The sequence below is a fragment of the Streptosporangium sp. OZ121 genome (assembly GCF_051918885.1).
In the GTDB taxonomy this organism is placed as follows: domain Bacteria; phylum Actinomycetota; class Actinomycetes; order Streptosporangiales; family Streptosporangiaceae; genus Streptosporangium.
The window spans coordinates 515,198-538,894 of sequence record NZ_JBPXMC010000001.1; the positions used below are offsets into that span (position 1 = coordinate 515,198).

A 23,697-nucleotide genomic window follows, 5' to 3' on the forward strand; every position below is an offset into this window, starting at 1 on the left:
CGCGTGTCCTCTCTGGAAGGCGCCGCGATCTCCGCGACGGGCCCGGGATCCACCATGTTCGCATGCCGCGGGCGACCGGATGATCGCGGATGGCGCCGGGACGGGCCCCGCGCCTCATGTCCCGAGGCAGGCCTCGAAGACGGCGGTGAGGCGGGCGACCACGGCCTCGTGGTCGGGGACCGCGGCGGCGTCGGGACCGTAGAGCTGGCGCATCGTGCCGGTGCCGGTGACGAGCGCGGTGGCGATCGTCGCCCGGAAGGCCGCGTCGGGACCGGAGAGCCGCGCCGACAGGGGTTCCAGGATCGCCGAACTGACCCGGTCGCGGATGATCTCGTGGATCTCCGGGGAGCCGGACGACCGGATGAGCGCGGCGAGCACCACGCTCCCCTGGTCGGAGCGGAGCCGGCCGGCGACGTACTCGGCCAGGCGGCGGGGCAACTCCTCCTCGGGCCCCTCCAGGACGCCGGGGAAGCGCCCCTGCATCGCGAGCACCTCGGCGAACAGCTCCCGCTTGCTGCCGAAGTAGCGGTTGATCAGCGCGATGTTGGCGTCCGCCTCCGCGGCGATCGCCCGCATCGTCACCTGGTCGTACCCGAGGTCGGCGAACAGCCGGCGGGCGGCGTCGAGGATGCGCCGCCTGGTGCCCTCCCTGTCGCGCTGCCGTGTCTCATCCACCTACGGGATCCTTCCAGATTTGACGAGTAAACAAGCGTCTACTAACTTCATGTGTACTGTACATGCATTGGGGGAAGGTTCATGCCGACCGAACAACGGATCCAGGCCGAGGCCGCACCGGGTTTCACCCACAGACAGGTGCTGGAGATCCTGGCCGGACTGATGCTCGCCATGCTGACGTCGATGATCTCGACGTCCGTGGTGGGGACCGCGCTGCCGACCATCGTCGGCACGCTCGGCGGCCAGGAGCAGCTCGCCTGGGTGGCGAGCGCGACCCTGCTGACCATGACCGCCTCCACCCCGATCTGGGGCAAGCTCTCCGACCTCCACGGCCGCAAGCTCATGTTCCAGGTCGCGCTGGTCGTCTTCGTGCTGTCCTCCATCGCCGCCGGGTTCTCCCAGGACATGGGCCAGCTCATCGCGGCCAGGGCGGCGCAGGGCATCGGCGCCGGCGGCCTCGCCGCGCTGCCGCAGATCATCCTCGGCGACGTGGTCGAGCCCCGCGAGCGAGGACGCTACTCCGGTTACATCGGCGCGGTCTTCGGCGTCTCGACGGTGGCCGGCCCGCTGCTCGGCGGGTTCATCGTGGACAACATGTCCTGGCGCTGGACCTTCTGGTTCTGCGTGCCTCTGGCCGTGGTCGCGTTCTTCGTCATCCAGAAGGTGCTGAAGCTGCCGCTCGTCCGCCGCGACACGAAGGTCGACTGGTGGGGGGCGACCTTCATCACCGGCGGCACCACCGCGCTGATGCTGCTGCTCTCCCTGGGGGGCAAGGAGTTCGAGTGGAACTCCGCGTGGACCTACGGCCTGGGCGCGCTCAGCCTGGTGCTGTTCGGTCTCACCGTCGTCGCCGAGCGCGGGGCCGCCGACCCGATCCTGCCCCCGCACCTGTTCCGCGACCGCACCTTCGTGCTCACGTCCGTCGCCTCCCTGCTGGTCGGCGCGGCGATGTTCGGCGCGCTGATGTTCCTGCCGCAGTATCTGCAGATCGTCAAGGGAATGAGCCCCACCGGTTCGGGCCTGATGACCCTGCCCCTGGTGCTCGGCCTGCTCACCTCCTCGATCCTGACCGGCCGGTTCGTCAGCCGGACGGGCCGGTGGAAGATCTTCCCCGTCGTGGGCATGCTGCTGGTCGCGGTCGGCCTGTTCCTGCTCTCCCGCCTGCACGTCGACAGCTCGCTGGTGATCGTCGGCCTCGACAACGCGGTGCTCGGCATCGGGCTCGGCGCCTCCATGCAGATCCTGATCCTGGCCGCCCAGAACGCGGTGACCCGCGCGAACCTCGCCTCGGCGACCTCCGGGGTGTCGTTCTTCCGCTCCCTCGGCGGCGCGGTGGGCGTCGCGGCCTTCGGCGCGATCCTGTCCAACCGGCTCACCGCGGAACTGATCTCCCTGGCGAAGGCGGCACACCTGCCGCTGAGCGGCGGCGCGGTCCCCAGCCTCGGCTCCCCCGAGGCCATCCACAATCTTCCCGCGCCGATCCTGGAGATCATCTTGGAGGCCTTCACCCGGGCGATGAGTGCGGTCTTCGTGGTCGGCGTCCCGATCGCCCTCCTGTCCGCGGTGGCCGCCCTGATGCTCAAGGAGATCCCCCTGCGCTCGGCGCGGACCGCCACCCCGGCGGCCACCACCGGCCCGACCGTCCCGCCTGCCGACCCGGCCGGCCCGCTCACCCCGCCGGCCGCCACGACCGGCCCGGCCTCCCCGCCGGCCGCCACGACCGATCCGGCCTCCCCGCCGACCGTCGCGGGAAGGCGGTGACACACCCCCGCGCCGCCCGGGACCGGCCCGCTCTCCGGCCGGCCCCGGGCCCTCTCACGCCCGCCTCACCCGAGCCGCCCGCCCCTGGACGGGGGCGATCCTCCCGGCGGCGCCGCGAGGATCGCCCCCCTTCCCCGCCCGGAGGTCAGGCCCCGGCGCGAGGAAACAGCGGATGCGGCCCGTACCGCCACCCGCGGGCGGCGGCCGTCAGAGCGTCCACTTCTGGTTGGCCCAGCCGTTGCAGTTCCACAGCTGTACTTTGGTCCCGTTCGCGTTGATGGTCCCCAGGTCCGCGTCCAGGCAGCGCCCGTTGTACATGCTGTAGATCGTGCGACTCGTCGCGTCGTAGATCCATTTCTGGTTGGCCCAGCCGTTGCAGTCCCAGAGCTGCACCTTGGTCCCGTTCGCGTTGATGGTGCCGAGATCGGCGTCCAGACAGCGGCCGTTCTCCTTGCTGTGGATCGTGTGACTGGACACGTCGTAGCTCCACGACTGGTTGTCCCAGCCGTTGCAGCCCCACAGTTGCACCTTCGTCCCGTTCGGGCCGATGGTGCCGAGGTCGGCGTCCAGACAGCGCCAGTTCTGGTGGCTGCGAATGGGACCCCAGGCCGCGGACTCCGAACCCGAGGCGGTCGCCGCACCGGGGACGAACCCCGCGCAACCGAGCGCGACCGCCGCCGCCGACGCCAGCACCCTGAATCTCCGTCGCATCGTCGATGCTCTCCTTCCTGCGAATCACGGCAGTGTGGAGAGCGGCGCACGCCACCGGGAGGAAACCGCCCAGCCCGATCCACCCCGCACCGCGCGTACCGCTCCCGCGAGCACGCCCGGCCATCACTCTCCGCAGCAGAAGGTACACGTAGAGAGATCGATTCCGGGTCGGCGACACGGCGACCGGCGTTTCGCGGGGCGCGGGCGTCCTGCGGGCGGGCTACCTGTGACCCTCCCCCGTGAGGGATCCCGTGGCGCGCTCGGCCGCCGTGATCGCGTTGCGGAACAGCATCGCGACCGTGGTGGGCCCGACCCCGCCGACCCTGGGGGTGATGGCCCCGGCCACCCGGGCGCAGGACTCGTCGACGTCGGGCAGCAGGCGCCTGCCCTCGTAGCGCACCCCGCCCCCGATGACGACGGCGCCGGGCTTGACGTGCTCGGGCTGGACGATGCCCGGCACCCCCGCGGCGGCGACCAGGACGTCGGCGCGCCGCGTGTAGCGGGGCCAGTCACTCACCCCGGTGTGGACGACGGTGACCGCGGCGTTCGCCGTCGGGCGCTTCTGGGCGAGGAGGATCGACAGGGGACGGCCGAGGGTGGCCCCGCGGCCGAGGATGACCACTTCCCGGCCCGCCACCGGGATGTCGTAGAACGCAAGCAGCGCCTCGATCCCGGCGGGCGTGCACGGCAGCGGGCCGGGGAGCTCCAGCGCCAGCCGCCCGATGTTGAGCGGGTGCATGCCGTCGACGTCCTTGTCCGGATCCATGACCTGCAGGGCCCGGTCGTAGTCGAGGTGCTTGGGGACGGGGTGCTGCACGAGCAGCCCGTGCACCGCCGGGTCGTCGTTGAAGGCGGTGATGACCGCGTGCAGGTCCGCCTGGGTGGCACTCGCGGGCAGGTGCTCGTGCGGCGAGGCGAAGCCGAGCTCGGCGGCCTGCCGCTGCTTGATGCGGATGTATCCGGCACTGGCGTCGTCGTCACCGACCAGGACCGTCGCCAGGCTCGGGGTGACACCCGCGCGGGTCAGGGCGGCCACCCGCGCGGCCACGTCGGCGAGGATCCTCTCGGCCACCGGGCCGCCCGGGAGGAGCCGGGCGGACGGCGCGCTCTCGGACTCCGGGCCGTTCGCTGTGAACTGGGACATGCGCGTCCTCTCGGCGTGGGCGCCCAGGCGGTCGACTCCCACGACGAGCTCCCCGATGGTTGATGCCATCCCCTAGCCGCCAGTCGCGTCATCCCCAGGATGCCCGATCACCCCCCGCCGGGTCGAACCGCCCCCGCCGCCGCGCCGAGACCGGCCAGACGGCTCACGGCCTCGTCGATGACCTCGTCCCGCTTGCAGAAGGCGAAGCGGACGAAGTGCCTGCCGCGCTCGGGGCGGGCGTAGAAGACCTGGGTCGGGATGGCGACCACGCCCGCCAGGGACGGCAGCTCGCGGGTCAGCGCGAGGCCGTCGGTGAAGCCCAGGGGCCGGATGTCGGTCTGCACGAAGTAGGTGCCCGCGGGGCGGTAGACCTCGAAGCCCGCCGCGGACAACCCCGCCGTCAGGCGGTCGCGCTTGGCCTCCAGGGCCGCCCGCAGGGAGGAGACCCAGTCGAGCTCGTGGCGCAGGCCGTGGGCGACGGCGAGCTGCCAGGGCGCGGCGGCGGTGAAGGTGAGGAACTGCTTGACGGTCTGCGCGGCCCTGACGAGCTCGGGCGGCGCGCAGATCCAGCCCGTCTTCCAGCCGGTGACCGAGAAGGTCTTGCCCGCGGAGGAGATCATCACGGTGCGCTCGCGCATGTCCGGCAGGGTGGCCACCGGCACGTGCTCGACGCCGTCGAAGGTGAGGTGCTCGTAGACCTCGTCGGTGACGGCCACCAGGTCGCGCTCCAGGCACAGGCGGGCGATCTCGTCCAGCTCGGCGCGGGTGAAGACCGTACCGGTGGGATTGTGCGGGGAGTTGACCAGGACGGCCCGGGTACGCGGTCCGGCGGCGGCGCGCAACTCGGCGGGGTCGAAGGTGAAGCGGCCCCCGACCGGGCGCAGGGTGACCGGGCGGAGCACGGCCCCGGCGAGGGCGACGGCGGCGGCGTAGGAGTCGTAGTACGGCTCGAAGACGATCACCTCGTCGCCCGGCTCGCACAGCGCGAGGATCGTCGCGGCGATGGCCTCGGTCGCGCCGACGGTGACGAGGATCTCGCCGTCGGGGTCGTAGTCGAGCCCGTAGTGGTCCTTGCGGTGCTCGGAGACGGCCCGGCGCAGCTCGGGCACCCCCGGCCCCGGCGGGTACTGGTTGGCGCCCTCGCGGATCGCCGACACCGCGCGCTCCAGCATCGCGGCGGGCCCGTCGGTGTCGGGGAAGCCCTGCCCGAGGTTGATCGAGCCGGTCCGCAGGGCCAGTGCCGACATCTCGGCGAAGATGGTCGTGCCGAACTCGCGCATCCGCGCCACCAGAGGATCGCTCACGCGCTCCAGCGTAGTCCCGCCCCGACCGGCGGCTCCCGGTGACCAGCCGTCCGATCGCCGCTCGCGCCGCCGCGCCATCGGACAAATGCCGGGACGGCATTCGTTCGGCGAATCCCCGTTCCGTGCATCACCGAAACCCTCTCTCGGTGGTGATGGCCCGACGTAGGGTGAACGCGAAGTCTCGGGAAACCACCGGCGGAGACGACTGACAGATGGTGAACAGCGAGAAGACCGCGGAGACCTCGCCTTCGACGGACACCCCCGGCTCGACGGAACGCGCGTGGCAGATGGTGACCGGTTTCTCCAACGCCCTCGTCCAGACACTGCTGGTGCTTCTCGCCCTCTCCATTTCGACGGTCTCGAAAGTGCTCCTGGTCTGCGGGATTCTCGCGCTGACGGCACTGACCATTTTCCCCGGCCACCTGCTGAAGAGCACCGCCTGGCTGCGCCGCGCGATTCCGGAACGGCTGTACGGCCTTCTCGGGACGTTCTCCCAGTGGGTGCGCCAGGACGCCTGGTGGCTGCTCTCCGCCGGTGTCCTGGTCACCGTCGTCGTCACCCTGGCCGTCGTTCCCAAGGACGAGCCGTGGGTCACCTGCCAGATCCCCGACGAGGTCACGCTCCTGGCGTCCGCCGAGACCTCCCCGGCCATCCAGCGGGCGGCCGGGGAGTTCATGGCGGGAAAGACCGACTGGTGGGGCTGCCGCCAGATGAACATCAACGTCAGCGGGCTGCGCGCCGACGAGGTGCGGGACCGGCTGGGCGACTGGACGTTCCCCGTCCAGCCGGCGACCGGGCGGACGGCGGAGCGGACGGCCCTGCGGCCCCCGGGCGCCCGGCCCGACGGGTGGATCGCCGACTCCCCGCAGGAGATCGACTACCTGGACAGGAACGCGGACGGCATGCCGGCGTTCGGCGCCCGGACGGTCGTCGCGACCTCGCCCCTGGTCATCGCCGCGCCGGAGGAGCTCGCCGAGGAGCTCACCGAGGCCAACAGGAAACCGGGAGACCGCGAGTGGGCCGACCTGCTGCGAAGCAGGCCGGGCGCCCGGCAGGTCGTGCGCACCCACCCGCTGGCCTCCAACGTCGGCCTGATGGCCACGGCCGCCGCCCCCGGCCGCGCGGAGGGGCTGTCCACGAAGGTACGGCCGGGCGACGACGTCCGCGACGTGATGTGCCGGTACGCGAGCTCCCTCGACACGTCCGCGATGGTCCTGACCGAACAGCAGTTCCACGAGCTCAACGTCTCCCTGTCGGGCGCCGACCCCGCGCTCCCCGCGTCGGGCGGCTGCGCCGTCCCCGGTGCGGGCTCGCCGGGTGCCGCCTCCGCGCCGGAGAGCGCCGGGGAGAGGCCGCCGCGGCTGACCGCCGTCTACCCGAGGGGCGGCCACGCCATGCGGTACGCCTGCGTCTCCAAGCGGTGGCCGGACCTGAGGCGGCCCCCCGCCGTCGAGCGGACGGTCAGGGAGTTCTGCGACTTCCTGCGGGAGGCCCTCCCCCGCTACGGATTCCGTGACGCCGAGGGCCGTCTGAACGTCGGGAGGCTGCCGGCGAAGGCGCCCTGGCTGAGGCCGAGCGCGCCGGTGGCGGCGAACTGGAAGCCGGACATCTCCAAGCTGCTGTACAAGCTGGCGACCCCGCTCGCCGACCACGTCCTCGTCGTGGTCGACGTCTCCGGATCGATGGCGGGCAACAGGGTGAACGACGGCAGGTCACGGCTGGAGGCGGCGATCCAGGTGGCCCAGCTCGCCGTCACGTCCAGGCGCGGTGAGCTGACCACGGGAATCATGACGTTCTTCCCTGACGACGACGACGGCCGCGGTGTCCCCCTCGCGCCCGTCGCCGACGGGGGAAGGGCTCTCGCCGGCAGGCTCACCTCCGTCCAGAAGGCCTACCGGGACAGCTCGCACCGCGATCCTCCGATGCGCCCCATCATCAGGAACGCGCTCGGCCAGATGGCGAGGATCGGTGACCCCGGGGAGCGGAAGGCCGTGCTCGTCCTCACCGACGGGGGGAGCCCCCACGGGCTGACCGGTGGGGACCTCAGGGAACACGACGGTGTCCGCCTGCTGATGCTCTCCTTCGACCTGCACGGCTGCGCCAAGCCCCCGCTGCCGAAGCTCAGGGACGAGGGCCTGATGTCCTGCTACGACGCGAGCACCGACCCCGACCAGAAGCTGGACGACGCGTTCACCGAACTCCGGACGGTCACCGATTGACGTCCTCCCCAGGGCCGAGGCCCGAGGTCTCCACACTGGAGGTATCCGATGAGCCGCCCCTCGCCGTCCACGACGTCCGCCTCAGGGGGGACGGGCGGGCGGGGCACGCCCTCCGGGGCGGAGCCGGTCGGCCACGGAGTGATCCTTCTCCTCCTGCTGCTCGTCCTCCTGCCCTCCCTGGGGGCGAGCGCCGCGCCCACCCCGCCTCCCGGCCCGCCCAGGGACGACTGCGTCCTGCGCATCGCCAGCGGCGCCGACGTCTCGGGAGGGGCCCGTGAGCGGGCGCTGCAGGCCGTGTGGAACGGCGTCGGCGGCAGGCCCCGGGCGTGCTTCGTGGCGATCTCCTCGGTCGCGGACGAGCAGCGCAGCGCGATGATCTCGGCCGCCCAGTCGAAGGCCGGGCACTACGACGTGTACAACCTCGACATCCAGTGGATCCCCGAGTTCGCCGAGGGGGGCTATCTGCGCCCGATCGACACCTCCGAGCACGGCGGGACCAACGACTTCCTCTCCCAGATCTGGTCCGCGGGCGCCTGGGACGGCGTCCAGTACGCGGTGCCGTTCAACACCGACGTGGGGCTCCTCTACCACCTCGACGACCTGCGGGAGCCGGAGGACTGGCGGGACATGACCGGCCTCGCGAAGGCGCGCCGCGCCGGTCCCGGCTCCACCGTCCTCGGACTCACCGGGCAGTTCGCCTCCTACGAGGGGCTCACGGTCAACGCCCTGGAGGCGATCTGGGCCAACGGCGGGGACGTGGTCGACGCGAACGGCCGCGTGGTGATCGCCCAGAAGGAGGGCGTGGAGGCCGTCGGGCGGCTCATCGAGACGGTGCGGGCCGGCGTGATTTCCGGGGAGACCCTCGGCAGCACGGAGACGGAGTCGCTGACCGCCTTCCGCAAGAGGCACGCGCTGTTCCTGCGGCACTGGCCCTACGCCCACGAGGTGCTCTCCGGGGAGTCGAAGTCGGGAGGGGTCGCCTTCCGCGCGGCACCGCTGCCCTGGCAGGGAGTCCTCGGCGGCCAGTACCTCGCCGTCTCCAGGCACACCGTCCGGCGCGACGCCGCGCAGCAGCTGGTGGCGGCGCTGACCGGCGGGGAGGCGGCCAGGCTGCTCTACCACTGCGGCGGGTTCGCCCCGGCCAGGGTCTCCGCGCTCTACGCGCGGCCGGAGAGCGGCTGCGGCGGCCCGTCGCCCGCGGCGGCTCCGCCCGAACCCGCCGCCGGGCCCGGCTCCACCCCCTCCCCCTCCTCCTCCCCCGCCGCCGAGCCCGAGTCCGAGAGCGTGCGGCCCGACACGCTGCTGCGCGCGCTGACGCAGGCCAGGGTCCGCCCGCCCTCTCCGTACTACAGTCAGTTCAGCCGGGTCTTCCGCACGGAGTTCCACGAGCTGCTCGGCTGCTGGTCGCTCGGACGCAAGGGCTGCGAGGACGCGAGGACGTTCACGGCCGGCCTCGCCCCCAAGCTGAGAAAAGCGCTGGCCGGCGGCTGACCCGGCCGGGAGCGGCGCCGCCGGCCCGCCGAACGCCGCCGCCCGCAGCTCCGGCCGGCCGGGCGCCGTTCGATAGCAGGACCGGTCGATAGCGGGAGTCGTCTATGCGTAAGCGATTATGGGGTGGTACGTCTATTTCCTGTGACCCGACCGACCCAACCGACCGGCCCGCCCGACCCGGCCGACCCGAGCGGACCGAGCGGACCGACCGCCCCGAGCGGACCGACCCGGCCGATCGAACCGGCGGCACCGGCAGGGCCGGCCCGGCTCGACGCGCTCGACGCGCTCCGCGGCTTCGCGGTGTGCGGGATCATGGTGGTCAACACCTGGCAGCACACGCGTGACCACCTGGGCGAGTCCGATCGCAACGCGGTCGACTGGGCGATCGACAACCTGCTGCAGAGCAGGTTCTACCCGATCTTCTCGTTCCTGTTCGGGCTGAGCTTCGTCCTCTTCCTGAGGTCGGCGGCCGACCGGACCGAACACCCCTGGGCCGTGCTGCTGCGCAGGCTGGCGGTGCTCGCCGCCCTCGGCGCGGTCCACCAGATCTTCAACTCCGGCGAGGTGCTCCTGCCCTACGCGATCTTCGGGGCGCTGGTCCTGCTGCCCGCCTCGTTCCTCCCCCGGCCCGCGGTGGCGGTGCTGGGCGTCGCCCTCACCGCGTGGGCGGTGTACCAGGGCGGCGGGATCATCCTCGTTCCCGGCCTGTTCCTGCTGGGCATGGTCCTGATGGAGCGCCCGCCGCCCGGGTGGCTGCTGCCGCCGGCGTTCGTGGCGAGCGCGGTGCTGGGCGTGACGCTCACCTGGCTCTGGGTGCGCATCGCCAAGGACCCCCTCCTCTTCCGCGCGTACGTCCACCCGGCCGCCGGGCTCGCCGTCGCCACGGCCTACGGCACCGGGATGCTGCTCCTGCTGCGGACCCGGCTGCGCGACCCGCTGCTGGCGGTGCTGGCCCCGCTCGGCCGGATGGCGCTGACGAACTATCTGGTGAGCACCCCGATCATCCTGGTCTTCGCACCCCTGCTCGTCGCGGACACGACCCGGCTCGCCGGCGTGGCGCTCTCCGTCGCCGTCCTGGCGCTTCAGGTGCTGTTCAGCCGCGCGTGGCTGGCCAGGTTCAGGTACGGGCCGCTGGAATGGGCGTGGCGGAGCCTCACGTGGTTGGAACGAGTGCCGAACAGACGGATAGGGTCACATCCGTGACGCGCATCGCCCTCTGCCAGATCCCGGTGGCCGAAGACCCCGCCGCCAACCTCAGCCGTGCCCGCGACGCCCTCGCCGAGGCCGCCGCGGGCGGCGCCGGGCTGGCGATCCTCCCGGAGGCCGCCCTCACCCGGTACGGCAAACGCGTCACCGACCTCGCCCAGCCGCTGGACGGGCCGTTCGTGACCGGGCTGGCCGAGGCGGCGCGGGAGCACCGCCTGTCGGTGATCGCGGGGGTGTTCGAACCCGGCGAGGGCCGGGTCCACAACACCGCGGTCGCCATCGGCCCCTCGGGCTCGATCGAGGCGGCCTACCGGAAGATCCACCTGTTCGACTCCTTCGGCGCCCGCGAGTCCGAGCTGGTCGCGCCGGGCGACACGCCGGTCGTGGTGGAGCTGGCCGGGATCCGGGTGGGCCTGGTCACCTGCTACGACATCCGCTTCCCCGAGCTCACCCGGGCCCTGGTCGACCTGGGGGCCGAGATGTTCGCGGTGATCGCCGCATGGGGTTCGGGGCCGATGAAGGAGGAACACTGGACCACCCTCGTCAGGGCCCGCGCGATCGAGAACACCACCTGGGTCGCGGCCGTGGGCCAGGCGCCGAACCCGGAGGCCCGCGACGGCTTCGGGATCGGGCGGAGCATGCTGGTCGATCCGATGGGAGTGGTACGCACCGATATGGGGCCCACAGCCGCCGTGCAGACGTGCGAAATCGACGCGCAGATCACGATTGCCACCCGGAATGCCCTGCCGTGCCTGGAACACCGGCGGCTCCAGGTCGGCGGATCGTAAAATGCCGACCGTGAGTGAGCCACCTGGGCGTAGAACGCAGATGCAGAAGGTCATACCGCCTCGGCTGCTCGTGCCCTATCTGGCCGGCAGACGCACCGTGATCTCAGGGTACGTCTACCGGGTTCAGGACTGCGCGCGGCTGACCACCCCCGCGCAGCTCTTCGCCGGCCTCGACCTGGGGTTCGAGGGCTCGGAGCTGACCGCGACGGTCCCGGAGATCTATCTGATGCGCTGGTTCGCCCGCGACATGGACGCCTACGTCGTGCCGTACGGCCCGCACATGGGCGGTGACTGGAACGATTCACCGCCCTTCACCGGAAACGGCTTCACCACCTCGCGGGAGCACGTCGTGCCGCAGTTCCACACCACGCCCATGCCGATCCCCGCGGGGGCCGAGATCATCCACGTGGTCCCCGGCGAGGAGCGCCTCTTCGGCCTCTACGACGGCCTGAGCTGGCGGCCCGCCTCATGAGCGCCGAGATCGAGCCGGTGGCCTCGGGGTTCGCCGCCCGCTACCTGGGCCGTACGTACGCCGCGGCCCTCGGGCCCGGCAGCGCCGAGGTGGTGCTGTTCAACGAGGAGGCGCAGAAGGGCTTCGAGGCGGCCTCCGGCTACTGGCGGCTGGTCGTCGCCCGCGAGGACCTCGACTGGCTGGTGCTGGTCCGCACGGTCGGCGCGTTCGGCGGGGAGCCGTGCCTGGTCCTCGACGTCTCCGAGGAGAACGGCGAGGAGAGCCTGCACATCGCCTACACCGGGCACAGCGGGATGAAGGCCGAGGCACTGGGCTACTGGATGGTCGACCACGGGGCGTACGAGGTCGTCGTCCCCCGCGACGAGGTCTTCTCCATCAGGATCGAGCGCCTGCCCGTCCCGCTCGCCCCGGAGGGCACCGAGCCGTAACGCTCCCGGCACACCCGCGGGGCGGGCTCACCGGCCGGCCGGGAGCCGCGAGCCGGGCCCGACCGCCGGTCGGCCGTCGGTCTGCCGGTCGGCCCGTCGATCGGCCGGGAGCGTCTCATCGCCCGGCGTCCTCGCGGAGCAGGATCACCACCAGCAGGGCGACGCCCGCCATCAGGACGGCGCTGATCGCAGCGGTCAGGTGGAAGCCCTGGACGAACGCGGTCCGCGCCGTGTCGAGGAGTCCGGACGCGAGCCGTCCGGGAAGGCTCCCCGCGACCACCACCGCGGCGTTGAGGTTGTCGCGGGCGGCCTCGGGAACCTCCGCCGGTGAGATCCGGCTCCGGTAGACCGCGGTGATGACGCTGCCGAGGACCGCGATGCCGAGCGCGCCGCCGAACTGGGGCGCCACCGAGGCGATCGCCGCCGCGGCACCGGCCCGGCGAGGCGGCGCGGAGCCGACGACCAGGTCGGTGGCGAGCGCCATCATCGGCCCCAGCCCCGCGGAGACGACGACGGCACCGGACACGAGGACGGCGAGCCCGCCCGTCCCCTGCGTCCGGGTGAGCACGAGATAGCCGGCCGCGGACACGGCCAGGCCCGTGGCGATCACGATGGAAGGCGGGATCCTCCGCGCGATCCGGGGGGCCAGGAGGGAGCCGGCGATCACCCCCGCCGCCGAGGGCGCCGTCCACAGGCCCGCCTCCAGGGGCGACAGGCCGTGCACCAGCTGCAGGTACTGCGCGACGGCGTAGTTGGAACCCCACAGCACGAAGATGCCGAGCGCCAGCGTGGCGGCCGCGGCGCTGAACGTCCGTCCGGCGAACAGCCGCAGATCGACGAGGGGATCGGCCAGCGTGCGCTGCCTGCGGACGAACACCGCCGCCAGCGCGAGCCCGGTCACGACCGCGACCGCGGACGTCACCTCCGGGCCGTCGGCCGCGATCCGCTTGAGCCCGTAGACCAGCGGCAGCACCGCGCCCAGTGACAGCAGCGCGCCGGCGACGTCCAGCCGCCCCGCGGCGGCGTCCCTGCGCTCCGGCAGCAGGAGCGGGCCCGCGACCAGCAGCACCGCCATGAAGGGTACGGCCAGCAGGAACGCCGACCCCCACCAGAAGCGTTCCAGCAGCCATCCCCCCACCAGCGGGCCGATCGCGGTGCCTCCCGAGACGCTGGCGACGATGATCCCGATGGCCGTCGCCCGCTGCCGCGGATCGGAGAACATGGACGCGGCCAGGGAGAGCGTGGAGGGCATCAGCGTCGATCCGGCGACACCCATCAGCCCCCGGGCGACGATCAGGCTCCCGGCGTCGGGCGCGTAGGCGGCCAGGACCGAGGCCAGGCCGTACGCCACCGCCCCGATCAGCAGCAACCGGCGGCGGCCGATCCGGTCGCCCAGCGCGCCCATGGTGATGAGCGACCCGGCCAGCAGGAAGGCGTAGACGTCCACGATCCACAGCGACTGGGTGCCGCTCGCCGCCAGATCCCTGCCGATGGCGGGTAACGCGAGGTTGGTGACGGTCAGTTCGAGGGAGGCGAGGAGGGCGGGCAGCGCCAGCACGGCGAGGCCTGCCCACTCCCGCCGCCCGGCCGTAACCGGCGCGGTCGGCGTGGTCGGCGTGATCGGCTTCGCGGGCGTGGTCGGATCGGTCATGGTCATCAGGATGAGACCTCAACCAAAGTTGAGGTCAACCGCCGACGGCCACCTCCGGGCCCCGGGGGCGTCCGGCATCCGTACGGGTGATGCCGCCGTCCCCCGGGCCGGGGATCCTCAGCCCACGCCGAGCCGCCGGTAACGGGCCAGCCTGGCGGCGAGGCGGTCGGCGGGGGCCTGGCCCAGCAGTCCCGCGATCTCGTGTTCCAGGGTGCGCGCGACCCGGACGCAGAACGCCTCCGGCTCGTAGGCGGCGTCGGGGAACTCCGGGATGATCCGGTCGACGAGGCCGTCCCTGCGCAGGTCGGTGGACCTCACCCCCTGCGCCGCGGCGATCTCCGGGGCGAAGTCGACGCTCCGGTACAGCAGTGCCGAGGCCCCCTCGGGAGACAGCGGCGACAGCCAGCCGTGCTGGGCGCACAGCACCCGGTCGGCGGGGAGCAGCGCGAGCGCGGCACCGCCCGCCCCCTCCCCCAGCAGCAGGCACACCGTCGGGGCGTCGAGCATCACCAGATCGGCCACCGAACGGGCGATCTCCGCCGCCAGGCCGCCCTCCTCGGCCGCCTTGGACAGCGCGGCCCCGGCGGTGTCGATCACGGTGACCAGCGGCAGCCCCAACTCGGAGGCGAGGCGCATGCCCCGCCTGGCGACCCTGAGCCCGGCCGGGCCGAGCGGGGCGTCGATCCGCTGGTGCCGCCGGTCCTGGCCGAGCACGATCGCGGGAGCCTCGCCGAACCTGGCCAGGGCGAGGATCAGCCCGGGATCGTTCTCGCCCACGCCGGTGCCGTTGAGCGGGGTGACGTCGGAGGCGCCGAGTTTGAGCAGCGCCCGCACCCCGGGACGGTCGTCGCGGCGGGAGCGGCTGATCGCGTCCCACGCCTGGACCGTCGGGACCCGCTCGTCCGGCTCGGGCCCCGGATCCAGGTCCCGGCGAGGGGCGCACAGCACGGCGAGCGCCCGTATCGCGACCCGGCGGGCGTCCTCCGCCGACACGACCGCGTCGACCAGACCGTGGGCGAAGAGGTTCTCGGAGACCTGGACGCCCTCGGGGAACGGGTAGCCGTGCAGCGACTCGAACACCCTCGGTCCCAGGAACCCGATCAGCGCGCCCGGCTCGGCGGCGGTGACGTGCCCGAGCGATCCCCAGGAGGCGAAGACGCCTCCGGTGGTGGGATGGCGCAGGTAGACGACGTACGGCAGCCCGGCGGCGCGGTGCGCGGCCACCGCGGCGGTGATCTTCACCATCTGGACGAAGGCCACCGCGCCCTCCTGCATCCGGGTTCCGCCCGAGGCGGGGGCGGCCAGCAGCGGGAGCCCCTCGGCGGTGGCCCGCTCGACCGCGGCGGTGAGCCGCTCGGCGGCGGCCACCCCGATCGAACCGGCCAGGAAGGAGAACTCGCACACGACGATCGCCACCCGGCGCCCGTCCAGCAGGCCCTCCCCGGTGATCACCGACTCGTCGTATCCCGTCTTGACCCGGACCGCGGCCAGCTCCTCGGCGTACCCCGAGCCGGGCGCGGCGGGGTCGGCGGGCGGCTCGTCCCACGACAGCCACGTACCCGGGTCGAGGAAGGTGCCGATCAGCGTGCGCGCGTCGGGCCGTGCCGGGGTCATACCCGCGCTCCGCGGGACGGCGTCCGGGTGTGGACGGGGGGTGTGCCTGTCATCGCTCGCGCGCCTCCAGCCAGGCGAGGACCTCGTCGTCGTGCTCGCCGAGAGCGGGCGGGGCGGCGTGGCGCATGGGAGGGTCGCCGTCGAAGCGGAGCGGCGGTCCGGGCAGCTCGATGGTGCCGAGCACGGGATGGTCCACCTCGACGACCAGGCCCTGGGAACGGGTCTGGTCCCAGGCGTAGACCTCGTCGAGGGACCTGATGGCCCCGGCGGGCACCCCGGCCTCGCCGAGCGCGGCCAGCCAGTGGGCCCGGTCGTGCTCGGTGAGCGCCCGCTCCATGTCGGAGATCAGCTCATCCCGATGCGTAAATCTTTCCCGATTGGACGTGTATTTGGTGACATATGGTTCGACGTCCAACCCGAGCAGGGCGGCGACCTTGTGCCACTGCGTGTCGTTCGCCGCCGCGATCTGGATCATGCCGTCGGCGCAGCGGAAGGCGCCGTACGGGGCGATGGAGGCGTGATGGTTGCCGCCCGCCCGGGACACCTGGCCGCCGACCGTCCAGGCCGTCCCATGGTAGGAGTGCACCCCGGTCACCGCGGCCAGCAACGAGGTCCGCACCACCTTGCCCCGCCCGGTCCGCTCCCGCTCGTAGAGCGCGGCGACCACCCCGTACGCGCCGTGGATACCGCCGAGCAGGTCCGCGACCGAGGCGCCCACCCGGTACGGCTCCTCGGGCGACGGGCCGGTCAGGCTCATCAGCCCCGCCTCGCCCTGCGCGATCTGGTCGTAACCGGGCCTGCCGCCCTCCGGGCCGTCATGGCCGAAACCGGTGATCGACAGGATGACCAGGCGGGGGTTGAGCTCGTGCAGCCGTTCGACGGAGAAACCCAGCCGGTCCATGACGCCGGTGCGGAAGTTCTCCACCAGCACGTCGCTCTGCCGCACCAGGCGCTCGACGAGCGACCTGCCCTCGGCGGACTTGAGGTCGACGGCGATCGACTGTTTGTTGCGATTGGCCGCCAGGAAATAGGTGGAGATGTCCTGGTCAGGGCCCACGAACGGCGGACCCCAGCCCCGCGAGTCGTCACCTCCCGCGGGATGCTCCACCTTGATCACCCGGGCGCCCAGGTCACCGAGCATCTGCGCGGCGTGCGGGCCCGCGAGCGCGCGAGAGAGATCGAGGACGACGATGTCGCCGAGTGCTCCCTGCAAGATCAACCTCCGGTGCGTGGCGGCCGGCCCGGCCGGCAAGGGCTCCCCGCTCCCGGCCCGTTTGCCATGAGACCACTTGGCACGACATCCGGACGGGGGCACACCCATGATCTCCCATACCGTCACCGAGCGGGACGGGAGGGGGCGAGATCATGAGGATGTATTCGTCACGATCTCCCGTAAGGCTCCGGCCAGGGGAACGGGCCCGCTTTCCGGAGCCGGGTGGCGCAGGTGCGGCGAAAACGGTGCGGGCCCGGCAGGCCGACGCCTGGCGCCGATAGGCGGTCACCGTGTTCGCCGTGTTCGCCGTGTTCGCCGTCAGGGTGAGCCATTCGCGGATCGGCCCTCCCGGTACAGCCACCTCTCAAAATAACCCGAATTGTCCACCAGGGAAACAGAAGGCACGTTTACAATGATATTTGTCGCACCGAATCACATAAGCATCAAACATGATGCAATATTGACAAAACACTCTAAAGGGCAAGGCGAGAAGTACACCCCATTTAAGCTGTTCGGATATGCGAGCGCCGATGTACCATAAAACTCCTCCCCGCATCAGGTGGTGACAGCTGGATATGAATACCTGGCTCCGGGCGCTTATCGCGATCGCTCTGTTCTCCGGTTTGTTTATCTTGGCCATCGTTACCGCCGGAGGGCTGGCCCTCTACGCGGCCTGGTATGTCTCGTTCACCGATGACGGGTGGTGGAACAGCGGGGTCATGAGGCCGGCAATGCTGGTCGTTGCCGTCGCCATCGCCGTTATCGTGGGAACATGGGCGGCGTTGCGGACGCCCGAGCCTCCCGGACTTCCGGTCGGTGAAACCGATGCCGCGAAGTTATGGAAGATCGTCGATGATCTGGCCCGCGATTCCGACATCAGGGCTCCTACCGAGATTCTGCTGACCGGCGAGCCGAACGTCGCGGTCACCGAGAAGACCCGGCTGCTCGGCCTCATCGCCGGGCGACGGCGTTTATACATCGGCGCCCCCGTACTGGCGACCTTCACCATCGATCAGCTCACAGCAGTGATCGCTCACGAACTCGGCCACTACAGCCGTGCCGACACCCGACTGCTGCCGATCACCTATCTCGCTCACGAGACGCTCGAACGGAGCCTCGAACGGCTGGAGAAAATGGCATTGAACGGTGCGGGTTTCGTACCGCTGATCATGCCACCGTTTCGCGGATACCTCACGCTGTTCCGGCTGGTGTCATCTGCCGTCCTCCGCCGCCAGGAGTATGCGGCGGATCGGTTCTCGGCCGCCGTCGCAGGCCCGGAGGTCGCGGTCAGCGCGCTCCACAGGATGCCTGTGGTGACGGAGGCGTGGGAATCGTTTCTAACCCAGGTGAACAGTCATATTGCCCAAGATCGGGCAAGCGGCCGTGTGCCGACCACCATCGTGAGCACTTTCGTCCGAGTCTTCACGGAAACACTCGATGACGAATTTCAGGTCTCCGCCGAGCAAACGACACGATGGGACACCCATCCCCCGATCGCCGACCGAATCGCCGCGATACAGAACCTCGCCGAAGATACGAAACCGGCGACGCCTCCCACAACCAGGCCGGGAATACCGAGCTGCGTCGCGCAGGACGGAAATCAGCCGGCCAGCGGTTTGCTGCCAAACCTTGATCACTACAGCCCGCATCTTGACAGACTGATTCTTCCCCATCTGCCCGACTGGGTGACAACGAAGCCGCTCACGAGCGAGCCGTTGGAGGAGTACCTCAAACGGATTGCCATAGGCCAACGAGAAAGCGACGCCGACGCGCTGTACAATGCGACCGGTGAATCATCTGCAAATCTGCAGACCGTTCTGGAGTCACTGAACAAGGGACAGGCCGCTCATCTCGCAGCGGTGTTGAGCCGTGGTCACCCTGCTCATGCCGACGTCGCCCGGACCGGGAGCGACCGGCCGGTCACACCTTTTCAACCGCTCGTACACAGGCTCGAGGCGGCTTTTGCCGTGGCGGCCGTGCGCTCCGGCGCAGCCCGCTGGGCGTATGACTGGTCGAACGGGAGCGCGACGGCGATCCTCGCTCCCAGCACGTCGCTCGACCTGGCCGTCGCCGCGGAACACGCTGTCCACAGTCCCGAGGGAGCCGGTCAGGTACGCATGCGACTGGCTCGAGCCGGTATCGACGGCACCATCGGCCCGGCGAGAGAAGGAATCCTCCCAGGCGCCGACAGTGGGGATGTGATCGGCGCCATGAGCGGTATCCGGATCTCCAGCGACTCTTCGGGCCTGCGATTTCGGCGTGGCCCACACGACCTGATGATCTTCACGACGGGTCTGGCGTTCTTTCGAGGCGACCCTGTGGATTTCAGCAACCGGCGGCTCGAAACCCTGGTGCAGGCCGTGCGGTTCGCACAGCGCCCGCTCATCGGGGCCAACCTGCTGGCCTACCACGACATCCGCACGGTGACCGTTCTGCGGCACTCCCCGATGGAAATCCGGCTCGCCCGGCAGGACGGCACGACGATGACCATACGCCAGAAGTTCAGTCGCTCCCAGCTCGACGGTTCACGAGAGCTGCTGCTGAACATCATCGATGACGTGGAAGAGCCGATCGTTCCCCCCTCATCGGAGTGATCTTGAAAAAATTCTTAAGGAATCATGCTCGGCGCCGCACTAAGTAGGTGAGCACCGATTCGACCAGGATCGGAGACACCTTCAGGGAGGTCGCGTTGGACCCCGTGACGATTCTCGTGATGATCGCTTTGGTTCTTGTCTCGTCCATCACCAAACTCATCGAGGCCTTCGCTCAGTGGCTCGTCTTACATGCCCGTGCCGCGCTCGTACGAGCCAACGGGCCGCAGGTGAAGACGGGGAAGTCTCGTGGAGGACGGCGATGAGCGTCGAACCCGACGATGCCCGCGACCCCGCCGCTCCCCAGCACCGTGAACCGTCGTCGGATGACGAGATCGAGAAGGCATACCGCCGATTCCGCCAACCGCTGGTGAACTTCGCCTACCTCGTCGCCGAAAAGCACGGGGTCCACAAATGGCAGCTGGACGCCGAAAGCGTGGTGCAGGAGGCGTTCGAGGCGGCGATCAACCATGGATGGGCCAACATCACGAGCCCCCGGACCTGGCTCTTCGTGGTCACCCGTCGCCTGGCCAGTCGAGCCTGCGACAAAACCCGCCGCCTGCGGCCGACGGACATGACCGACTTCGACTCGGCCATGCCGTATCAGCCCATGTTCGTCGCCCAGCCCGCCACCGTCGAGGACTTGGTGATCGTCCGGGAACTGGTGCGCGACATAGGCCGCCTGCCGAACGAGCGCGAACGTGTCAGCACCTTGTTGAGCCTGCACGGCTGGTCGGGAGAGGAGATCGCGAAGTACTTGAACATCACTACCGCCAACGTCTACGTCCATGCTCATCACGGCAGAAGAAAAATCATCGACAGATGGAGCGCGTTCATCCCGGCGTCGGATGGAGACCTGCGTCGTTCGGACGTCCTGGCTGTGACGGCACTCGCCGCGCTGGGCTGGGCGTTGACCATGGCCTTGCTGATCTGGACAGGCGCGCCGATCATCCTTGCCGTAGCCGGCCCCCCGATCGCGGTCGCCATCATCGCGATCACCTACTGGATCGTACGAACGAACCGTCTCGAACGGTGACCCGCTCACCTCCTGACCGCTGCGTGGAGCGGCCGGGACACATCACCGCAATGGATCTTCTCGTAATCGGCGGCCGCGGCTTCCGACGAAGCCGACCTGCCAACCGGCCTACGCGCCCGGATCGGCTCTCGCGAGGGTATTCCTGCCCCCGAACCCCATGAATCTCCGCATACGGACGGGGATACGACACGAGCCGGGGCCCGCACCTTGAGAAAGGTGCGGGCCCCGGTCCGTGATGTGCCTGTACTACTAGGCGGGAACGATGTTCTCCGCCTGCGGGCCCTTCTGGCCCTGCGTGACGTCGAAGGAGACCTTCTGGCCCTCCTGCAGCTCACGGTAGCCCTGGGCGGCGATGTTGGAGTAGTGGGCGAAGACGTCGGCGCCGCCGCCGTCCTGCTCGATGAAGCCGAAGCCCTTTTCCGCGTTGAACCACTTAACGGTGCCAGTCGCCATGATCATTCTCCTTCGATAGGGGGCAGAGCCGAGATCCACACCGCGTGGATCTCGCGTCGCCGCGATGAGCCCATCCGGAGATGACCGGGAAAACAAAATGCACCTGAAGGGTTATCCGTCAGGTGCACACAAAGTTTCATGGGTACCACAACCGCAACTACGTTCAGGCTAGCACCTGTCCGGACCAACACACGAGTCCACCCGGCCGGAACACGGAACCGGTGACGATCACCCGCCGCCCGGCCGCTCCTCGCGCGCCGGGACCCGCTTGTGCGCGGCGTCCAGAACCGCGATCACGGCCAGGGCGGCGATCGTCGCGCCCGCCGCCGCGAGGTAGCACCAGGGGGCGGGCAGGCGACACGGACCCGGGAGGCGGCCCACGCGCGGCGGGGCCGTCCTGATGCGGAGCTTGACATTCCCCGGCTCGAGCTCCACCCTTTCACTACTTAATTAGGGAAAGGGTGGAGACGTTGATCGAATTCCGCCTCGACCGGGGTTCCGGGGTGGCGACGTACCTCCAGCTGGTGCACCAGGTACGGCACGCGCTGCGGCTCGGCGTGCTGCGGCCGGGTGACCGGCTGCCGACGGCCAGGGAGGTCGTGGCCCAGCTGGCGATCAATCCGAACACGGTGCTGAAGGCGTACCGCGAGCTGGAGCGTGAGGGCCTGGTCAGCGGGCGGCCGGGGCAGGGCACGTTCGTGGAGCGGTCGCTGGGCCAGACCTCCATGGGCGACCGCGCGCGGTTGCGCGCGGACCTGGTGCGCTGGGTGCGCGACGGGCGCCAGGCGGGTCTGGACCTGGAGGATCTGGAGGCGCTGGTCGCCTCCGTCCTGACCGGCTTCTCCCACGAGACCCCCGGAACCCCCGGAACCTCCGAGACCCCCGGAACCCGGGAGTCCCACGGCCCCCACGGCCCCCAGGAGGAGATCGCGTGACCGCGCTGGAGACCGAGGCGCTGGGCAGGCGTTACCGGCGGACCTGGGCGCTGCGCGACTGCTCGGTGGTGGTGCCTTCCGGGCGGGTGGTCGCGCTGGTGGGCCCCAACGGCGCGGGCAAGTCGACCCTGCTCCACATGGCCGTCGGCCTGCTCGCCCCGACCACGGGGACCGTGCGGGTGTTCGGCGAGCCCGTGCGCGAGAACCTGCGGCGGATCGCGTTCATGGCGCAGGGCAAGCCATTGTACGCGGGCTTCAGCGTGGCCGAGATGCTCACGTTCGGGCGCGGGCTCAACCCCCGGTGGGACGACGCGGTGGCCAGGAGGCGGCTGGCCGAGCTGGACATCCCGCTCGGCCGCAGGGTCGGCAGGCTGTCGGGCGGGCAGCGCACGCAGGTGGCGCTCACCGTCGCACTGGCCAAGCGCCCGGACCTGCTGGTGCTGGACGAGCCGCTGGCCGACCTCGACCCGCTGGCCCGCCAGGACGTGATGCGCGGCCTGATGGCGGCGGTCGCCGAGACGGGGCTGACCGTGTTGCTCTCCTCGCACGTGGTGTCGGAGCTGGAGGGGACCTGCGACTGGCTGATGGTGGTCAACGGGGGCCGGGTCCAGGTCAGCGGCGACATCGACGAGCTGGTGGCCGGGCACCGCCTGCTGACCGGTCCCGCCGAGGGCGCCGACGCGCTCGCCGCCCGGCTGCCGGTGATCTCGCGGGGCGGGACGGGGCGGCAGGCCACCCTGCTCGTCCGGGACGGCACTCCGCCGCCCGACCCGCGCTGGACCACCCGCCCGGTGAACCTGGAGGAGACGGTGCTGGCCTATCTGCGCGCCCCGGACCTCGCGGCCCTCCCCCGCCCCACCCTGACCTCCACCCGCTGATCCCCCCGCCTCCGCCGTACGGAACCGGCACGAGACCGGCGGGTTCGCGCGGTCCCTCGTACGGGACCGGTACGGGACCACCGGGTTCGCGCGGCCCCTCGTACGGGACCACCCGGGTGAACCGGGCGTACCACCTGAAGGGATTCCTCCTTGCTCTGGCTGACCTGGCGACAGCATCGCGCGCAGATCCTGGTGACCTGCGGTCTGCTGCTCGCCCTGGGGGTGCTGCTGCTGATCTCCGGCCTGCGAGCGACCGCCTACATCGCCGGACAGGCCCCGCCCGGCTGCCCCGGCTCCGCCGCCGCGTGCTCCGGCGTGAACTCAACGATCTACTCCGACTACTACTACCCGGTCTTCATGGTCTTCGGCCTGCTTCCCATCGCCGGGTCCGCGCTGGTCGGGGCCTTCTGGGGCGCGCCTCTGCTGGCGGCCGAGTTCGAGCGCGGGACCGGCGCGCTGGCCTGGACCCAGTCGGTCTCCCCCCTGCGGTGGCTCGTGACCAAACTCTGCGTGCTCGGCGGCATGGTCGTGGCCGCCGCCCTGCTCCTGTCGGCGATGATCAGCGCGTGGCTGCCGGTGTTCCGCGACGTGATCGGCGACAAGTCGCTGGAACCCGGGACGTTCACCGTCATCGGCGTCGTCCCGGCCGCGTGGTGGCTGTTCGCGTTCGTCCTGGGCGCCGCCGCCGGGACGTTCTTCCGGCGCACTCTGGCCGCGATGGCGGTGACCGTGGCGCTGGTCGCGGTGGCCGTTCCGGCCGTCTTCTTCTCCCGCGACTCCTACGCCGAGCCGGTTCGTACCGTCACCACCGGCTGGACGGCGCTCTACGAGGGCGGCGGCACCCTGGTCGGGGAGGCCTGGGTCGCCCCCTCCGGCCGGGAGATCGCGGAGGCGCCGGCCGGCGCCTGCCCGCCGCCCGCGGGGGTGGACGCCCGTTCGGAACGGGCCCAGCTGCTGAAGGAGGAGTGCCTGATCGACGAGGGTTACCGCAAGGCGGTCTACCACCATCCGGCCGACCGGTTCTGGCGCTTCCAGTGGACCGAGACCGGCATCCTGCTGGCCGGCGTCCTCGCCCTCGGCGGGCTCACCGTCACCCGCACCCTCCGTCACCGGAGGTGAGCCGCCTC

At 71.0% G+C, this 23,697-nt stretch carries 21 protein-coding genes and 1 riboswitch; of the genes, 12 read left to right on the forward strand and 9 right to left on the reverse strand.

Annotation, left to right across the window (positions count from 1 at the left end; genetic code table 11):
- Positions 1 to 114: 114 nt before the first annotated feature.
- Positions 115 to 675 (reverse strand): TetR/AcrR family transcriptional regulator, encoded by a 561-nt coding sequence (locus ACTOQ1_RS02545; protein WP_440064113.1) that lies wholly within the window; start codon positions 673 to 675, stop codon positions 115 to 117.
- Positions 676 to 756: 81 nt separating this feature from the next.
- On the opposite strand from ACTOQ1_RS02545, the gene ACTOQ1_RS02550 reads away from it, so the two are divergent.
- The gene (locus ACTOQ1_RS02550; protein WP_440064115.1) at positions 757 to 2,436 is read left to right on the forward strand and encodes an MFS transporter; all 1,680 of its coding nucleotides are present in this window, start codon (positions 757 to 759) and stop codon (positions 2,434 to 2,436) included.
- A 207-nt stretch (positions 2,437 to 2,643) separates the two neighbouring features.
- Here the strand turns inward: ACTOQ1_RS02550 and ACTOQ1_RS02555 are convergent, their stop codons facing one another.
- From ACTOQ1_RS02555 to ACTOQ1_RS02565, 3 genes are all read right to left on the reverse strand, one after another.
- Entirely contained in the window at positions 2,644 to 3,147 is a 504-nt protein-coding gene (locus ACTOQ1_RS02555; protein WP_344749122.1) for an RICIN domain-containing protein, read from the reverse strand.
- Between the two features lie 220 nt (positions 3,148 to 3,367).
- Entirely contained in the window at positions 3,368 to 4,291 is a 924-nt protein-coding gene (locus tag ACTOQ1_RS02560) for a bifunctional 5,10-methylenetetrahydrofolate dehydrogenase/5,10-methenyltetrahydrofolate cyclohydrolase (protein WP_440064762.1), read from the reverse strand.
- 14 nt (positions 4,292 to 4,305) lie between these two features.
- Positions 4,306 to 4,388: riboswitch (ZMP/ZTP riboswitch) on the reverse strand.
- 10 nt (positions 4,389 to 4,398) lie between these two features.
- On the reverse strand, positions 4,399 to 5,595 hold the full coding sequence (locus ACTOQ1_RS02565; RefSeq protein WP_440064117.1) for a pyridoxal phosphate-dependent aminotransferase: 1,197 nt from the start codon (positions 5,593 to 5,595) through the stop codon (positions 4,399 to 4,401).
- Between the two features lie 212 nt (positions 5,596 to 5,807).
- On the opposite strand from ACTOQ1_RS02565, the gene ACTOQ1_RS02570 reads away from it, so the two are divergent.
- The 6 genes from ACTOQ1_RS02570 (at position 5,808) to ACTOQ1_RS02595 (ending at position 12,199) form a co-directional block, all read left to right on the forward strand.
- Positions 5,808 to 7,814 carry a substrate-binding domain-containing protein gene (locus tag ACTOQ1_RS02570; RefSeq protein ID WP_440064118.1) on the forward strand — a complete coding sequence of 669 codons (2,007 nt, stop codon included), beginning with the start codon at positions 5,808 to 5,810 and terminating at the stop codon, positions 7,812 to 7,814.
- 48 nt (positions 7,815 to 7,862) lie between these two features.
- A complete protein-coding gene (locus ACTOQ1_RS02575; protein ID WP_440064120.1) occupies positions 7,863 to 9,305 on the forward strand; it encodes an extracellular solute-binding protein in 1,443 nt (480 codons plus the stop codon).
- 141 nt (positions 9,306 to 9,446) lie between these two features.
- Positions 9,447 to 10,508 (forward strand): DUF418 domain-containing protein, encoded by a 1,062-nt coding sequence (locus ACTOQ1_RS02580; RefSeq protein WP_440064121.1) that lies wholly within the window; start codon positions 9,447 to 9,449, stop codon positions 10,506 to 10,508.
- Positions 10,505 to 11,299: a carbon-nitrogen hydrolase family protein gene (locus ACTOQ1_RS02585; protein ID WP_440064122.1), complete on the forward strand. Its 795-nt coding sequence runs from the start codon at positions 10,505 to 10,507 to the stop codon at positions 11,297 to 11,299. Before ACTOQ1_RS02580 ends, ACTOQ1_RS02585 begins: the two co-directional genes overlap by 4 nt.
- A gap of 10 nt (positions 11,300 to 11,309) precedes the next feature.
- Positions 11,310 to 11,771: a hypothetical protein gene (locus ACTOQ1_RS02590; RefSeq protein WP_362834929.1), complete on the forward strand. Its 462-nt coding sequence runs from the start codon at positions 11,310 to 11,312 to the stop codon at positions 11,769 to 11,771.
- Complete coding sequence (locus tag ACTOQ1_RS02595) at positions 11,768 to 12,199, forward strand: hypothetical protein (protein WP_440064124.1); 432 nt, start codon at positions 11,768 to 11,770, stop codon at positions 12,197 to 12,199. The genes ACTOQ1_RS02590 and ACTOQ1_RS02595 overlap by 4 nt, the downstream gene beginning before the upstream one ends.
- Positions 12,200 to 12,314: 115 nt before the next feature.
- On the opposite strand, the gene ACTOQ1_RS02600 is transcribed toward ACTOQ1_RS02595, so the two are convergent.
- The 3 genes from ACTOQ1_RS02600 to ACTOQ1_RS02610 all read right to left on the reverse strand — a co-directional run bounded on the left by ACTOQ1_RS02600 (position 12,315) and on the right by ACTOQ1_RS02610 (position 16,677).
- Complete coding sequence (locus tag ACTOQ1_RS02600) at positions 12,315 to 13,850, reverse strand: MFS transporter (protein WP_440064126.1); 1,536 nt, start codon at positions 13,848 to 13,850, stop codon at positions 12,315 to 12,317.
- 117 nt (positions 13,851 to 13,967) lie between these two features.
- Positions 13,968 to 15,464, reverse strand: a complete 1,497-nt coding sequence (locus ACTOQ1_RS02605) for a carboxyl transferase domain-containing protein (protein ID WP_440064127.1) — start codon at positions 15,462 to 15,464, stop codon at positions 13,968 to 13,970.
- Between the two features lie 49 nt (positions 15,465 to 15,513).
- Positions 15,514 to 16,677 carry a CaiB/BaiF CoA transferase family protein gene (locus ACTOQ1_RS02610; protein ID WP_440064128.1) on the reverse strand — a complete coding sequence of 388 codons (1,164 nt, stop codon included), beginning with the start codon at positions 16,675 to 16,677 and terminating at the stop codon, positions 15,514 to 15,516.
- A 575-nt stretch (positions 16,678 to 17,252) separates the two neighbouring features.
- On the opposite strand from ACTOQ1_RS02610, the gene ACTOQ1_RS02615 reads away from it, so the two are divergent.
- Entirely contained in the window at positions 17,253 to 19,271 is a 2,019-nt protein-coding gene (locus ACTOQ1_RS02615; RefSeq protein ID WP_440064130.1) for a M48 family metallopeptidase, read from the forward strand.
- A gap of 259 nt (positions 19,272 to 19,530) precedes the next feature.
- Positions 19,531 to 20,304, forward strand: a complete 774-nt coding sequence (locus ACTOQ1_RS02620) for an RNA polymerase sigma factor (RefSeq protein ID WP_440064131.1) — start codon at positions 19,531 to 19,533, stop codon at positions 20,302 to 20,304.
- Positions 20,305 to 20,553: 249 nt separating this feature from the next.
- Here the strand turns inward: ACTOQ1_RS02620 and ACTOQ1_RS02625 are convergent, their stop codons facing one another.
- Together ACTOQ1_RS02625 and ACTOQ1_RS02630 are read right to left on the reverse strand one after the other, a co-directional pair.
- Complete coding sequence (locus ACTOQ1_RS02625; protein ID WP_049562746.1) at positions 20,554 to 20,757, reverse strand: cold-shock protein; 204 nt, start codon at positions 20,755 to 20,757, stop codon at positions 20,554 to 20,556.
- Positions 20,758 to 20,985: 228 nt separating this feature from the next.
- Complete coding sequence (locus tag ACTOQ1_RS02630; protein WP_440064132.1) at positions 20,986 to 21,192, reverse strand: hypothetical protein; 207 nt, start codon at positions 21,190 to 21,192, stop codon at positions 20,986 to 20,988.
- Between the two features lie 35 nt (positions 21,193 to 21,227).
- On the opposite strand from ACTOQ1_RS02630, the gene ACTOQ1_RS02635 reads away from it, so the two are divergent.
- The 3 genes from ACTOQ1_RS02635 to ACTOQ1_RS02645 all read left to right on the forward strand — a co-directional run bounded on the left by ACTOQ1_RS02635 (position 21,228) and on the right by ACTOQ1_RS02645 (position 23,689).
- Positions 21,228 to 21,692, forward strand: a complete 465-nt coding sequence (locus tag ACTOQ1_RS02635; protein ID WP_440064134.1) for a GntR family transcriptional regulator — start codon at positions 21,228 to 21,230, stop codon at positions 21,690 to 21,692.
- The gene (locus tag ACTOQ1_RS02640; protein WP_440064135.1) at positions 21,689 to 22,570 is read left to right on the forward strand and encodes an ABC transporter ATP-binding protein; all 882 of its coding nucleotides are present in this window, start codon (positions 21,689 to 21,691) and stop codon (positions 22,568 to 22,570) included. The genes ACTOQ1_RS02635 and ACTOQ1_RS02640 overlap by 4 nt, the downstream gene beginning before the upstream one ends.
- A 150-nt stretch (positions 22,571 to 22,720) precedes the next feature.
- Positions 22,721 to 23,689, forward strand: coding sequence for a hypothetical protein (locus ACTOQ1_RS02645; protein ID WP_440064137.1), 969 nt, complete (start codon positions 22,721 to 22,723; stop codon positions 23,687 to 23,689).
- The last annotated feature ends 8 nt before the right edge of the window (positions 23,690 to 23,697 follow it).